This is a genomic window from Trinickia sp. (assembly GCF_051954495.1).
Lineage (GTDB): Bacteria > Pseudomonadota > Gammaproteobacteria > Burkholderiales > Burkholderiaceae > Trinickia.
On the sequence record NZ_JBQCHR010000169.1, the window covers coordinates 1 to 14,377 of the forward strand.

At 61.7% G+C, this 14,377-nt stretch carries 14 protein-coding genes; 4 read left to right on the forward strand and 10 right to left on the reverse strand.

Going from position 1 to position 14,377, the window contains the following annotated elements; translation table 11 throughout:
* The 5 genes from ACTHNR_RS23430 to mnmE form a co-directional block, all read right to left on the reverse strand.
* Positions 1-68, reverse strand: a 68-nt coding sequence (locus tag ACTHNR_RS23430) for a MerR family DNA-binding transcriptional regulator (protein WP_440550778.1), incomplete at its 3' end; no start/stop codon positions are given.
* 332 nt (positions 69-400) lie between these two features.
* Positions 401-805 (reverse strand): DUF5615 family PIN-like protein, encoded by a 405-nt coding sequence (locus tag ACTHNR_RS23435; protein WP_440550674.1) that lies wholly within the window; start codon positions 803-805, stop codon positions 401-403.
* Positions 802-1,485, reverse strand: coding sequence for a DUF433 domain-containing protein (locus tag ACTHNR_RS23440; RefSeq protein WP_440550675.1), 684 nt, complete (start codon positions 1,483-1,485; stop codon positions 802-804). Before ACTHNR_RS23440 ends, ACTHNR_RS23435 begins: the two co-directional genes overlap by 4 nt.
* A 178-nt stretch (positions 1,486-1,663) precedes the next feature.
* Positions 1,664-1,981 (reverse strand): DUF3761 domain-containing protein, encoded by a 318-nt coding sequence (locus tag ACTHNR_RS23445; RefSeq protein WP_440550677.1) that lies wholly within the window; start codon positions 1,979-1,981, stop codon positions 1,664-1,666.
* 56 nt (positions 1,982-2,037) lie between these two features.
* Positions 2,038-3,441 carry a tRNA uridine-5-carboxymethylaminomethyl(34) synthesis GTPase MnmE gene (mnmE, locus tag ACTHNR_RS23450; RefSeq protein WP_440550679.1) on the reverse strand — a complete coding sequence of 468 codons (1,404 nt, stop codon included), beginning with the start codon at positions 3,439-3,441 and terminating at the stop codon, positions 2,038-2,040.
* A gap of 420 nt (positions 3,442-3,861) precedes the next feature.
* Between mnmE and ACTHNR_RS23455 the strand changes: the two genes are divergently transcribed.
* A complete protein-coding gene (locus ACTHNR_RS23455) occupies positions 3,862-4,284 on the forward strand; it encodes a transcriptional regulator (protein ID WP_440550681.1) in 423 nt (140 codons plus the stop codon).
* Positions 4,285-4,399: 115 nt separating this feature from the next.
* Here ACTHNR_RS23455 and yidC read toward each other — a convergent pair whose 3' ends face one another.
* The 4 genes from yidC to rpmH all read right to left on the reverse strand — a co-directional run bounded on the left by yidC (position 4,400) and on the right by rpmH (position 7,125).
* Positions 4,400-6,061 (reverse strand): membrane protein insertase YidC, encoded by a 1,662-nt coding sequence (gene yidC, locus ACTHNR_RS23460; protein WP_440550682.1) that lies wholly within the window; start codon positions 6,059-6,061, stop codon positions 4,400-4,402.
* Between the two features lie 30 nt (positions 6,062-6,091).
* Positions 6,092-6,322, reverse strand: coding sequence for a membrane protein insertion efficiency factor YidD (gene yidD, locus ACTHNR_RS23465; protein ID WP_440550780.1), 231 nt, complete (start codon positions 6,320-6,322; stop codon positions 6,092-6,094).
* 139 nt (positions 6,323-6,461) lie between these two features.
* On the reverse strand, positions 6,462-6,908 hold the full coding sequence (gene rnpA / locus ACTHNR_RS23470; protein WP_440550684.1) for a ribonuclease P protein component: 447 nt from the start codon (positions 6,906-6,908) through the stop codon (positions 6,462-6,464).
* An 82-nt stretch (positions 6,909-6,990) separates the two neighbouring features.
* Positions 6,991-7,125, reverse strand: a complete 135-nt coding sequence (rpmH, locus tag ACTHNR_RS23475; RefSeq protein ID WP_004198824.1) for a 50S ribosomal protein L34 — start codon at positions 7,123-7,125, stop codon at positions 6,991-6,993.
* A gap of 418 nt (positions 7,126-7,543) precedes the next feature.
* Here rpmH and dnaA point away from each other — a divergent pair, with 418 nt between their 5' ends.
* The 3 genes from dnaA to gyrB all read left to right on the forward strand — a co-directional run bounded on the left by dnaA (position 7,544) and on the right by gyrB (position 13,193).
* Entirely contained in the window at positions 7,544-9,151 is a 1,608-nt protein-coding gene (gene dnaA / locus ACTHNR_RS23480; protein ID WP_440550685.1) for a chromosomal replication initiator protein DnaA, read from the forward strand.
* A 273-nt stretch (positions 9,152-9,424) separates the two neighbouring features.
* On the forward strand, positions 9,425-10,528 hold the full coding sequence (gene dnaN / locus ACTHNR_RS23485) for a DNA polymerase III subunit beta (protein WP_440550687.1): 1,104 nt from the start codon (positions 9,425-9,427) through the stop codon (positions 10,526-10,528).
* A 193-nt stretch (positions 10,529-10,721) separates the two neighbouring features.
* Complete coding sequence (gene gyrB / locus ACTHNR_RS23490; RefSeq protein WP_440550688.1) at positions 10,722-13,193, forward strand: DNA topoisomerase (ATP-hydrolyzing) subunit B; 2,472 nt, start codon at positions 10,722-10,724, stop codon at positions 13,191-13,193.
* 321 nt (positions 13,194-13,514) lie between these two features.
* Here the strand turns inward: gyrB and ACTHNR_RS23495 are convergent, their stop codons facing one another.
* The gene (locus ACTHNR_RS23495; RefSeq protein ID WP_440550690.1) at positions 13,515-14,135 is read right to left on the reverse strand and encodes a LysE/ArgO family amino acid transporter; all 621 of its coding nucleotides are present in this window, start codon (positions 14,133-14,135) and stop codon (positions 13,515-13,517) included.
* Positions 14,136-14,377: the final 242 nt, after the last annotated feature.

Genomic DNA, 14,377 nt, shown 5'->3' on the forward strand with positions numbered 1-14,377 from the left:
TCTTTCTCGTAGAAACGAATCGTTTCGGTCGTGCAGTGGGCCGCTTTGGCCAGTTCTCCGATTTTCATCGAAACCTCATGGCGGCCATGGATTGGCCTTGGAGTGGCTACAGGGTCCTTACTGTACTCCGATCGCTCGTACACTGCTTTTCGCGAGGCGCGCTAATGGGCGCTCCAGCGAGCCAAGCTCACATTGCGGCGCGGTCCATATCTTGCGCGCCTGACCATGCTCGTCAGTAATGTCGAGACGATGGGGACGGCTGTCGATGAGCGCGGTTCTATGTCTGAAGCGGCAATTGCATTGAGGGTGAGCGCGCGAGGGGCCGTCGTAGTGGAGTCTGTCACGCGTGAGTTGTACGTCTGCCAGTAACAGCGTGGCGCGGAGTTGACCGAAGCCATCCCTATAGCTTGACCTGTTCGAATTGTCCTTTGCCGGTGAAATTGTAGGGGACCTTAAATGCCGCGCCCCCTTTGATCCCCTCGGACTGCTCGATGATCCGCGGCCACCATCGCACAAGGTTGTGCGCTATCCCCCAGAACCGGTGGTTTGACCGTCCCTTATCAAGAAAGAAGACGAGCAAGCCGGCACGTCTCAATGCCTCCCGTTCCAGCCCTTTGTTCAGTTTGTCGTGCGTGATTACCGACCATCCGCTCTCTCGGGCGAGAGCTTCGATCCAGTCCGAGTCCTTGGTGTTCGGAGCGAACTTTTCTCGCAGGTGGACAACGGAGTGGTCATCAGGCTCCGACAACGCATGTAGGGCCCGCGCTAGGGCCGGTGGAAGGTTGTTATCGACCAGGAACTTCACGCCGCGAGGCTTTCTTCGAAGGCGATAGCCGCGTTTACCGCGGCCACCGGCACCTCGTATAGTTTTGCCACGAGATTCTTGTTGCCTTCCGCGATGAACGCGTCGTAGAGGATCGATGTCCTGACGGAGCCGTGCGTGACGATGGGCTTGCCGAAGGCAACGGTTGGATCGAGCACGACCGCTTTGCTCCGCGGGGTCGGGTACCAGCGAGTCGCAACCTGCTCCTGGTTGAACTCGATCCCGGCGTAAAGCGAAGGCTCGATGACCTTCCGAAATGCGTACTGTTGGCTAACTAGGTCCAGCAACTCGGTTTCCCCGGTTTCCTCGATGGCCGACGCGAAAATTGTCCGCCCGTCGGTGCGGAACTGGTGTGAGGTGAACGGGTAGTCCGTCTTGAACAGTTCGCGAGCGCGCTTGCTGGGAAGGCGGATCGCCTGCAGGCTGACCCCATGTTTCCGAAACGCATGCACGAAGCGGACCTCGAGTAGGTCGTGGAAACTGATGCCGTCGAGAGAATCGTCGGCAAGCTCGGTTTCCCAGAGGGGGGCAACGGAGACCGAGGCGTGCTTCTTGTCCGGGTAGGAATAGCCGTCCAACCAGCGCCGCAGATCTCGGACGGGGATTTTTGTCAGCAGCGCCGCCTCATGGAAGGTATACAGGCCGATGTCAGTAAGCTGCACAACCCCTCCCTCCACAAGTTGATCGCCCCGAAAATCCCGGTGCGCGAAAAACGCCGATTTTACCTAATTCCGGCGCCGGTCTGGACGAATCGCTGTAGTCGGCGACGGTGCGCTGACCTCGTAGCGGGGCGCTCGGGAGCAGTGACGCGCGCGCAAAGCGCCACCGCGACGACGGCCACTATTCCCACTCGGCGACGCCGTGATGACGCGAGCACGTGCCCGAGTGGTGCTGACTGAAGCTGTACGTCCCGTCGCCACACCTTGCGGTGGCGCCGACCGGCACCGAGCCAGTTCTCGAGTGCGCGGGCGAATGCACGACATGCCCGTTGTGGTTCACGTAGTGGCCATGCTCCATCAGTTGGGACTCGTCGCGGGAAGAAGACTGATAACCGTACGCCGTGCCGGCGAACGCCAACAGGATTACGAGACCGCCGCATCGCGAAATGGCAAATGCACGCGCGCTAGCACGACCGCATTCCAGGAAAATTGGTGGCATCCCCGTCCTCGCTCTGGTTCTGTTTTTGGCTTATCGTCCCCGCCTCGGGCAAACGCTCACTTCCCGATACAAAACCGGCTAAAAATCACGCCCAGCAAATCGTCGGAGGTGAACTCGCCCGTGATGGAGTTCAGTGCTTCCTGCGCCAAGCGCAGCTCTTCCGCGAAGAGATCGAGCGATTGCGCGCGCTCTTGCGCATGCGCCGCCGCGAGCGCGACATGCTCTTGCGCGGCGCGCAACGCGATCAAATGTCGTTCGCGCGCGAGGTACACGCTCTCCGTCCCGGCTTGCCAGCCCGCGATGCGCAGCAACTCGGCACGCAGCAGTTCGATGCCTTCGCCCTTCTTGGCCGACAGCCGAACATCGCACACGTCGGCCTCGTCTTCGGTCGCCGCGAGCCGATTCACCTCCGGACCGACCTCGGTCAAATCGGTCTTGTTCAACACGCGCACGACGGGCACGCCGACGGGAAAACGTCGGGCGATGACGACGTCTTCCTCGGTCATCCCCAACCGCGCATCGAGCAGATGCAGGACGACATCGGCACGCTCGATCTCGCTCCATGTGCGCGCGATGCCGATCCGTTCCACTTCGTCTTCGGTTTCACGCAACCCGGCCGTATCGATGACATGCAGCGGGATGCCTTCGATCTGAATCGTCTGCGTGACCTTGTCGCGCGTGGTGCCGGCGATCGGCGTGACGATCGCCAGCTCGGCCCCGGCCAGCGCATTGAGCAGCGACGATTTGCCGACATTGGGCTGCCCCGCGAGCACGACCGACAGCCCTTCCCTCAACAACGCGCCCTGACGCGCCTCGCCGAGCACGTGATCGAGCCGTGCGCGAATATGCGCCAGCTTGCCGTGCGCGTCGGCCGCTTCCAGAAAGTCGATCTCCTCTTCGGGAAAATCGAGCGTTGCCTCGACGAGCATGCGCAAAGCGATGACTTCGTCGACGAGCGCGTGAATATCGCGCGAGAACGCCCCTTCGAGCGACCGTCCCGCGGAGCGCGCCGCGGCTTCGGTACTGGCCTCGATCAGATCGGCGACCGCTTCGGCCTGCGCAAGATCGAGCTTGTCGTTCAAGAACGCGCGCCGCGTGAACTCGCCGGGTTCCGCCAGCCGAAGGCCGAACGGTTGCCCGGCTTCGAGGCACCGCTGTAGGACCAGTTGCAGTACGACCGGCCCACCATGGCCCTGCAGTTCCAAGACGTGTTCGCCCGTGTAGGAATGCGGCGCCGCGAAGTACAGCGCGATCCCCCGATCGAGCACATTGCCGCCGGCATCGAGAAACGGAACATAGCTAGCATGACGCGGTGCGATCGCCTGGCCGCACAGCGCGCTCATCAAGGCAAGCGCCGCTTGCGCCCCCGCCCGCCCGCACGAAACGCGCACGACACCGATCCCCCCGCGGCCTGGCGCGGTAGCAATGGCGACGACGGGATCGGAATCGAGAGCGAGCATGATCGAACGGGAACGAGCGAAAGAGGGCTTATGCGGCGCACGGGCCACGCCGCAACGGAAAAACACGCGGGAACGATGCGGGGTGACGGCTCGGAACAAGCTTGCCGCGCAAGGCGTGCGCATGCCCGGCATTGTAGCGTGCCGCTGCGCGCGCCCATCGAACCGGCGGACAACGCCCTACGCCGCGATTACCATAGTTAAGATTTATCTTAATCGAGATAGCGTAGAATTCGGACGAAGTGAAGCGTGCGCGAGGGTATAGATCGCTGTGAGGCCTGCGCCAAGCGGCTTTCGCGTGAGTTGCGTCGACATGAATCAATCCCGTTATTTGGCTCGGACGACGCGGATGCGCACCCGATCAAGCTAAAGCTGGCCCGACCGGTTGTCTCATTCGAACGGGCGCAATTGCACAATTTCGCGATGCCAACCGTCGAAGAAAAAGCGGCGTTCTCCGAGCGCCTCAAGTTCGCTTTGCAGCGCAGCCCTGAAAAAGTCATGGGCGGGACGCAGCTTGCGTTGCATTTCAACCTGCGCCACCACGGCGATCAGCCGATCTCTCCGCAAACCGCACATAAATGGCTGACGGGTCGCACGATTCCGACAGCAGACAAACTGCGTACGCTGGCCGACTGGCTGCGCGTCGATCTGCACTGGCTGCATTACGGCCCGCCGCCTAACGTGGCGGCTCGCACCACGCCCAAGCCTTTGCCGCGTGACGAGAAGTACCCGCTCACGCCCGAGACGATCGAACTTGCCTCGAAGATCGAATCGCTTTCCCCGCATCATCGCTACCTCGTGCAGGAATTGATCGATCAGTTTTACGGCGACCGCCCCGAACGATAGAGCAGCGCGCACCATAAAAAACGCCCGGTTCAGCGTGTGAACCGGGCGTTTTTGCGTGCGGATGCGGATGGAATCGTGCCGGCCGGCGTGGCATGCGCCACACCGCCGGCTTCGATCAGGCGGCCTTCTTCTTGTCCCCGCCCATCATGCGCGTGATGTAGTACTGCTGCGCGATCGACAGCACGTTGTTCACGACGTAATAGAGCACGAGGCCGGCTGGGAAGAAGAAGAACATGACCGAGAATGCGATCGGCATGAACATCATCATCTTGGCTTGGACCGGATCGGGCGGCGTCGGATTCAAGCGCGTCTGCAGGAACATCGACACGGCCATCAGCACGGGCAGGATGAAAAACGGATCCTGCTGCGACAAGTCGTGAATCCAGAGAATCCACGGCGCACCGCGCATTTCGACCGACGAGAGCAGCACCCAGTACAGCGAAATGAAGACCGGGATCTGAATCACGATCGGCAAGCAGCCGCCGAACGGATTGACCTTCTCGGTCTTGTACAGCTCCATCAGGGCCGCGTTCATTTTCTGCGGTTCGCTCTTGAAGCGCTCGCGCAGCGCTTGCATGCGCGGAGTAATCGCCTTCATGCGCGCCATCGACTTGTAGCTCGCCGCCGACAGCGGGAAGAACACGGCCTTGATGAGCACGGTGAGCAGAACGATCGCCCAACCCCAGTTGCCGACGACGCCATGGATCTTTTCGAGCAGCCAGAACAGCGGCTTGGCGATGATCGTGACGTAGCCGTAGTCCTTCACGAGTTCGAGCCCCGGCGCGATGCCTTCGAGCGCGCGCTCTTCTTCGGGCCCGGCGAACAGGCGTGCCGAGACGTCCGTCGATTGTCCCGGCGCGATCGCCGCGAGCGGCTGCTGCACGCCCACGCGATAGAGCGTCGGGTCGATCTTCTCGACGTAGATGCTGCGCTGGGCCCCTTGCTGCGGAATCCAGGCCGTCGCGAAATAGTGCTGAACCATCGCGACCCAGCCGCTCGTTGCCGAATTCGCTACGTCGACCTTGTTCTTGTCGATGTCGCTGAACGTCACCTTCTGGAAGTGATGTTCGTTCGTGTAGACGGCCGGGCCGATGAACGTATGCGAGAAGCGCGGCGTCTCGACGGGCTCGCTGTCGCGCACGAGCTCCATGTAGACGCTCGGCTTGACCGGCGCCGTGCCGACGTTTTGGATTTTCGTATCGACGCCGATCACATAGCTGCCTCGCGTGAACGTGTAGGTCTTGACGACCTTCACGCCGCCCTTGACGGGCGATTCGAACGAGAGCTGCAGCGTCTTTTGGTCGTCGCCGAGCGTGCGCGGGCCGGCGACAGGCGTGTAGACGTCGTTGTGATTCGGGAAATCGCCGCCGATGAGGCCGGTGCGCGCGAGGTACGTGTGGTTCGCGGTGCGGTCGAACAGCGTGACGTTCAGCGGCGCGCCCTTCGGATCGGCATTCTTGGTCAGCACGAGCTTATCGAGCGTGCCGCCGCGGGTGTCGATCTCGCCGTCATAGACGTCGGTGCTGAAGTGGACCAGCTGCGCGGCAGCCTGCGGCTGGCTCGGCGCCGTGCCGGGCACGGGAGCGGCGTTGCTCGACGGCGCGGCGGCTTCGGAACCCGGCGTATTCGACGCGGCCGAGGCGGGGCTCGTGCTGGTCTGGTGCGTCGCGTTCGGGAAGAACATCGACGGGCGGCCGTGATCGCGTTGCCAGTTGTCGAACAGCATGACAGCCGACACGAAGAAGATCGCCCATAGGATGGTGCGTTTGATATCCATGCGTGGTCTCAGAGTCGATGGAGCGGCGTTTCAGCGCTTTTTCGGGGGTGCGGGTGGAACGAGATCGATCCCGCCCGCGGAAAACGGATGGCAGCGGCATAAGCGCTTCACCGCGAGGTAACTCCCGCGCGCGGCGCCATGATACTGGATTGCCTCGCGTGCGTAATCGGAACAGGAGGGATAAAAACGGCACCGGCTGCCGAGCATCGGGCTTACGGCAACCTTATACAGACGCAGCAGCGCGATCAGCACCGTTTGCATAGCCGTTTGCATGGCATGAGGGAGCGGGACTCCCATGAAGCAGCGAAGCGCGCGAACCGTGCGCGCAGAACCCCTCGACGCACACCCATGCTCCTTACTTAAAGCCCTAGAAGGCCCCGGCCGATGAAGGCGAGGAATTCTAGGCCTGCGAATCTTGCGCCGATTCGGGCGGCGGCACCTGCGCCTGACGTCGTGCGATTTCTCGCGACACCTTGCCGAGCAGCATCTCGATTTCCGTGCGGCACAACGCCCTGAGCGGCGGCGAGACGGCGCTGGGGAGCGCGGCCTTGTCGAAACGCGTGGACAGCCGCAACAGCACGTCCCAGCCGTCGAACTCGGCGCGGTGCTGGCGAAAATGCTCGCGCGCGATTCGCTTCACGAGATTGCGCGTGGCCGCGCGCGGCGCGAACTTCTTACCGACGACGAGCCCGAGACGCGCCGCCTGGCCGGTTGGCCTGGCGTACACGACGAAATGCGTCGAGCGACGCCACGGACGCAAACGAAAAACGGATGAAAATTCATCCGTTTTGAGAAGCCTCGCGGCTTTGGGGAAGGCTGCTGGCGCTCGCAACGGAACCGGGCCCAATCAGGACAGGCAAGGCAAGTGAGTGCCGACCGCCCCCGCGTTGCCGCGGACACCGGCCACGGCGCGCGTCGCCTTCGACTGCTTAGATGGCCAGACGCTTGCGGCCCTTCGCGCGGCGGGCGTTGATGACCTTGCGGCCGCCGGCCGTCTTCATGCGAACGCGAAAGCCATGGGTGCGCTTGCGGCGAGTAACGGACGGTTGGTAAGTACGTTTCATGTCGATCTCACTTGAGAATGGACCGCGCGCGCATCGGCACTAGACAACACTAGGCAACGGCCGGGGTCGAAAAAAGGGTGTTCGCTTTCGCGGGAACCCGCTATTTAAACCGCTTTTCTCTTGGCCGTCAATACTTTAGCCGCGCGAACGGCTTGCGCGTGTCGCGCGCGGTCGCGTTTTCGCGCGCATGGGATGCACGATCCGGCCCTGTGGATAACTCCCTTGCGCTTCGCGTTTGGCGGTAGAATCTCGCCTTACCTCAAGAAACCAGCACGCCGCTCCGAATCAGCCTGCTCGCCGCACACCGTGCGGCGCCAAGCTGCGGGGCTCGCTCGCTTTGCCGAACCGGGTCCTTTCTCCGCGCCATGTGCGGAGAGGGCGGCCGCGAGTCGTCGTGCCTTAAAAAGATATCGCTTTGATGAACGAATTCTGGCAACACTGTTCCGCACTGCTGGAGCGCGAGTTGACGCCCCAGCAGTACGTGACGTGGATCAAACCGTTGGCCCCGGTCGCCTTCGACGCCAGCGCGAACACGCTGTCCATCGCCGCGCCGAACCGCTTCAAGCTCGACTGGGTCAAGAGCCAGTTTTCGGGTCGTATCTCCGATCTCGCGCGCGATTTTTGGCAGGCGCCCGTGGAAGTCCAATTCGTCCTCGATCCCAAGGCGGGCATGCGCTCGAGCGCCGGCGGCTCGTCGGTGCCGCTGCCGCGCGTGCCGGCCTCGGCGGCATCGGCCATGAACGCGGCCAGTCTTGCGCGCGATGCCGGCGCGGGACAGGGGCCGGGCAACGGTTCCGCCGCGCAGGCGGCAAGGGCCGGCGGCGCGCTGGGGGCGAACGGCGGGAGCGGCGGGTCGGCCGCGGGCGCGGCGAACGGCGCGCTCGATGACGCCGCCGATCTCGATTTGCCGAGCGTCGACGCGCATGAAGCCGCCGCGGCTCGCCGCACTTGGCGGCCCGGCTCGGGCCCGGGGCTCGGCAACGCCGAGACCGAATCCATGTACGAGCGCTCGAAGCTCAACCCCGTGCTCACGTTCGACAACTTCGTGACGGGTAAGGCGAACCAGCTCGCGCGGGCGGCGGCGATCCAGGTGGCCGACAACCCGGGCATTTCCTACAATCCGCTCTTTCTCTATGGCGGCGTGGGCCTGGGCAAGACGCACTTGATTCATGCGATCGGCAATCAGCTGCTGCAAGACAAGGCCGGCGCGCGCATCCGCTACATCCACGCCGAGCAGTACGTGTCCGATGTGGTGAAGGCGTACCAGCGCAAGGCGTTCGACGATTTCAAGCGCTACTACCATTCGCTCGATCTGCTGCTCATCGACGATATTCAGTTCTTCTCGGGCAAGTCGCGCACGCAGGAAGAATTCTTCTACGCGTTCGAGGCGCTCGTCGCCAACAAGGCGCAGGTCATCATCACGAGCGATACCTACCCCAAGGAAATCTCGGGTATCGACGATCGGCTGATCTCGCGCTTCGATTCGGGCCTCACGGTGGCGATCGAGCCGCCCGAGCTCGAAATGCGCGTGGCGATCTTGATGCGCAAGGCGCAGTCCGAGGGCGTGAGCTTGTCGGAGGACGTCGCGTTCTTCGTCGCCAAGCATTTGCGCTCGAACGTGCGCGAGCTTGAAGGCGCGCTGCGCAAGATCCTCGCTTATTCGAAGTTCCACGGGCGCGAGATCTCGATCGAGCTGACCAAGGAAGCGCTCAAGGATCTGCTGACGGTGCAGAACCGTCAGATCTCGGTCGAGAACATTCAGAAGACGGTCGCCGATTTCTACAACATCAAAGTCGCCGACATGTATTCGAAGAAGCGCCCGGCGAATATCGCGCGGCCGCGGCAAATCGCCATGTATCTCGCCAAGGAGCTCACGCAAAAGAGCCTGCCCGAGATCGGCGAGCTATTCGGCGGCCGCGATCACACGACCGTGCTGCACGCGGTGCGCAAGATCGCCGACGAGCGCGGCAAGGACGCGCAGCTGAACCACGAGCTGCACGTGCTCGAGCAGACGCTCAAGGGTTGAGCCCGCGCGAGCCGGCGCCCCCGATGTCGAACGGCCATGCACGCCCGCCAACGTCCGTTTTGGCGGGAGCGGGGTATTTTTCAGGCACAATATAGGTTTAGCCCCTCGTGCCGGTCTCGCGCAGTCAGCGAGGCGCCGGCTCGGGATGAAAGCGCGGGACGAAAGCGCGGGCAGAACGGCGAAGGCGCGCAAGGAAATACGGGGTAACGGCGCTTTCGTCGAAGAATCTGCCGGGTGAGGCGTGGTTTGCCGTCATATCAACGAAGGAACCCTATGCAACTGGTCAAGACCGAACGAGACAACCTCTTAAGGCCGCTGCAAACCGTGAGCGGCATCGTCGAACGCCGCCACACGTTGCCGATCCTCGCGAACTTGCTGATCACCAAGAACGGCCCGGATGTGTCGTTTCTGTCGACCGACCTCGAGTTGCAGATCACGACGCGCGCCGATTTCGGCGTGGGCGGCGAATCGGTCGCGACCACTGTGGCGGCGCGCAAGCTGCTCGACATCTTGCGTGCGATGCCCGACGGCCAGGTGAGCCTGTCGCTTTCCGACAAGCGTTTGACGGTGCAATCGGGCAAGAGCCGCTTTGCGTTGCAGACGCTCGCGGCCGACGAATTCCCGACCGTTGCGCAGGCGAAGGATTACGGCGCCAGCCTGACCGTTCCGCAAAAGACGTTCCGCCAGTTGCTGGGCATGGTGTATTTCGCCATGGCGCAGCAAGACATCCGTTATTACCTGAACGGGATGCTGCTCGTCGTGGACGGCGGCCAGTTGATGGCCGTGGCCACGGACGGCCACCGCCTCGCGTTTTCGTCGATGAAGATCGACGGCGATTTCCCGCGCCAGGAAGTGATCATCCCGCGCAAGACGATTCTCGAACTGCAACGTCTGCTCGAGGATATCGACGACACGCTGACGATCGACATCGCTTCCACGCAAGTCAAGTTCACGTTCGGCCAAGTCGAACTCGTCTCGAAACTCGTCGAGGGCAAGTTCCCCGACTTCCAGCGCGTGATCCCGAAGGCGCATAAGAACACGTTCGTGATCGGCCGCGACGAATTGCAGCGTTCGCTGCAGCGGGCGGCGATTCTGACGTCGGACAAGTTCAAGGGCGTGCGCTGCGTGATCGAGCCGGGCCAGCTGAAGATCATGTCGACCAACGCCGATCAGGAAGAGGCGCAGGAAGAACTCGAGATCGCCTATCAGGGCGACACGATCGACATGGGCTTCAACGTCACGTACCTGCTCGACGTGCTCGCGAATCTGAAGGTGGACATGCTGCAGGTGAGCGTGGGCGACGCCAGCTCGAGCGCGCTGATCACGATTCCCGAGAACGACGAATTCAAGTACGTCGTCATGCCGATGCGCATTTAAGACGAGCCGATACAAGAACGAAACCAAGGGGCGCAGCGCCCCTTTGGCGTTTCTTAAAGGGCGTGCGAAACCTGCCGCCCGCCGCCTGCCCCGGTCACGGGGCGAGAAAAACTGGAGCCGCTGCCTGGTTTTTTGAAGGCGTTCGAAGTGTCGCGCGGCACAACCGCAGTGAATGCAGAACCGGAACCTATCCATGAGTGAACAGCACAATACGCAACCCGACAACAGCTACGGCGCTTCGTCGATCCAGATCCTCGAAGGTCTGGAAGCGGTGCGCAAGCGCCCAGGGATGTACATCGGCGACACGTCGGACGGCACCGGTTTGCATCACCTCGTTTTCGAAGTCCTAGACAACTCGATCGACGAAGCCCTGGCGGGCTACTGCAACGACATCCATGTGACCATTCACGCGGATAACTCCGTGTCCGTCACGGACAACGGCCGCGGTATTCCCACGGGCATCAAGCGCGACGACAAGCACGATCCGAAGCGCAGCGCCGGCGAAATCGTGATGACCGAACTGCACGCCGGGGGCAAGTTCGACCAGAACAGCTACAAGGTGTCGGGCGGCTTGCACGGCGTGGGCGTCTCGTGCGTGAACGCACTGTCGAGCTGGCTGCGTTTGACGGTGCGCCGCGACGGCAAGAAGCACTTCATGGAGTTTCACCGTGGCGTGCCGCAGAACCGCGTGATCGAGGAAGTGGACGGCGAGCGCGTTTCGCCGATGCAGCTCATCGGTGAAACCGAGAACCGCGGCACCGAAGTGCATTTCATGGCCGACGAAACGATCTTCGGTTCCATCGAATACCACTACGACATTCTTGCGAAGCGCATTCGCGAGCTTTCGTTCTTGAACAACGGCGTGCGTATTCGCTTGACCGACCAGCGCTCGGGCAAGCAAGACGATTTCGCGTTAGCTGGCGGCGTGAAGGGCTTCGTCGAATTCATCAACAAGACGAAGCAGGTGCTGCATCCGACCATTTTCCATGTCGCCGGCGAGAAGGACGGCGTGGGCGTGGAAGTGGCGATGCAGTGGAACGACAGCTACAACGAAAACGTGCTGTGCTTCACGAATAACATTCCGCAGCGCGACGGCGGCTCGCACTTGACGGGCCTGCGCGCGGCGATGACGCGCGTCATGAACAAGTACATCGCCGACCACGAAATCGCGAAGAAGGCGAAGGTGGAAACGTCGGGCGACGACATGCGCGAAGGTTTGTCGTGCGTGCTGTCGGTGAAGGTGCCCGAGCCGAAATTCAGCTCGCAGACGAAGGACAAGCTCGTGTCGTCGGAAGTGCGTGCGCCGGTGGAAGAGGTCGTGGCGAAGGCGCTGGAAGAATTTCTGTTGGAAACGCCGAACGACGCGAAGATCATCTGCGGCAAGATCGTCGATGCGGCGCGTGCGCGCGACGCCGCGCGCAAGGCGCGCGAGATGACGCGACGCAAGGGCGTGCTCGATGGCGTGGGCTTGCCGGGCAAGCTGGCCGATTGCCAGGAGAAGGATCCCGCGAAGTCGGAAATCTACATCGTAGAGGGTGACTCGGCGGGCGGATCGGCCAAGCAGGGGCGTGACCGGAAGTTCCAGGCGATCTTGCCGCTGCGCGGCAAGGTGCTGAACGTGGAGAAGGCGCGCTACGACAAGCTGCTGTCTTCCGAGCAGATCGTCACGCTGATCACGGCGTTGGGCTGCGGCATCGGTAAGGAAGATTACAACCTCGACAAGCTGCGCTACCACCGGATCATCATCATGACCGACGCCGACGTGGATGGCGCGCACATTCGAACGCTGCTGCTGACGTTCTTCTATCGGCAGATGCCGGAGATGATCGAGCGCGGGTACATCTATATCGCGCAGCCGCCGCTTTACAAGGTGAAGGCGGGGAAGGACGAGCGGTATTTGAAGGACGGGGCCGAGCTGAACGCGCATATGTTGCGCTTGGCGCTGCAGGGCTCGGAGCTCGTGCCTTCGGAAGGCGCCGCGCCGATCGCCGGCGATGCGCTGGGTGAATTGGCGCGTTCGTATTTGTTGGCGCAGGGCGTCGTGGAACGGTTGAGCCGGCTGTATGACGCGCAGGCGCTCGAGGCGGTGATGGACGGCATCGCGATCGATCTGGCAAGCGAGGCTTCGGCTGAGGCTACGGCTAAGGCGTTGGAGACGGCGCTGCGTAGCGATCCGATGAAGCCCGAAGTGCGCGTGCACGCGCAGTATGACGGTGTGCGGGAATTGTGGTCGCTTTTGGTTCAGCGCACGCATCACGGGAATGTGAAGTCGACCGTGATCGATGCGGACTTCTTGCTGACCGCCGATTATCAGCAGCTCGTGAATACGGCCAATACGTTCAAGGGGCTGATTGGGGCGAATGCGCTGATCAAGCGCGGTGAGCGCAGCATGGCCGTGTCGGATTTCAAAAGCGCGATGCGGTGGTTGATCGCGGATGCGGAGCGCAATGTTTCGAAGCAGCGGTATAAGGGGTTGGGCGAGATGAACCCCGAGCAGTTGTGGGAGACGACGATGGATCCGAACGTGCGGCGCCTGCTGCGCGTGCAGATCGAGGATGCGATCGCGGCCGATGGGATCTTTACGACGCTGATGGGCGATGAGGTCGAGCCGCGGCGGGCGTTTATTGAAAGCAATGCGCTGCGGGCGGGGAATATTGATGTTTGAGGGTGGTGATTGTAGATAGACGCGTGACCCGATAACGGAGGACCCATAAGTTGAGAAGCTTATGGGTCTTTTTACTTCGCAATCTGGATTTATCGAGTACGCGTGGATACCCGCAGCCGCGTTTAGCGAGGGTGCGGGCGTCTACGTGCGTCGCAGAACGACCCGTTTTTGCCCTTCACACTTCTCCAAAGCGGCCATTCAGTCACCACCAAAGCCAACAGGAAATCCGGCTCCTCACGTCTAGGTGGGGTTGTCCCGAGGGTCTCGCTTCGTAATCGCGGTGGGCAATTGTCATGGGGAGAAGTTCGCAGATGCCGATCTTCAAAGGTTGGTCGTGACTAGGTGAGCAGCGATCCCGAACATTGTGACGGCAACGAAGCCGTCAAGCGTTCGCCAGGCGATGCTGCGACAAAAGATCCAGCGGCAAGCGTACGAAAGTCGCGAAAGGAAAAGAAACCAGGCACAGGACGCTATGATCGCGCCGAGAACGAAAGGCCAGCGGGAGCCTGGCGACTTGCTTGCGGTCATCGCCCCGAGCACAAACACTGTGTCGATCCATGCGTAAGGGTTTAGCAGCGACACTACGGCCGTGGCAAGCAACGTTTTTTTGAAAGAAAAACTGGTGCTTACATCTCCAGCATGAACTGTCCGCTCGGTGCCAATTGCAGCGCGGAAAGCCAGCGCGCCATGGCAAATGAGATACGCGACTCCTCCCCATAACGAGATAGAAACGACAATGGGGTGGCTCGTCAGCAGCGCTGTAAAACCGCCGGCACCGAGTGCAAGGAGTAGAGCATCACTGCCGGCGCAAACCGCTACAACAAGGAGCAAATGCTGACCGGAGATCGAGTGTCTGATAACGAATACGTCTTTCGGACCCACAGAGGAGAACAGTCCGAGGCCAAGTAGTAGACCTTCGACAAAGACGGAGGTGTCTAACATGAGTCATGCCGACAACCTCTTAAGCTGAACCGGGGATAGTTACAGTAGATGGTGACTATACGAGAGCCGCGTTTGCATTGCAATCTCACCCGCAAATTTACCACGGGGCAGTTGGCGGGCCGCTCCCTGCGACGTAACAGCGAATCGGCAATTGCCTTGACGCGCCGATAGCTGCGGAAATTGTTGACGATCTAGCCAAGGTCATCGACTGACTCTTCATGGCCGAATGCGGAAACTCATCG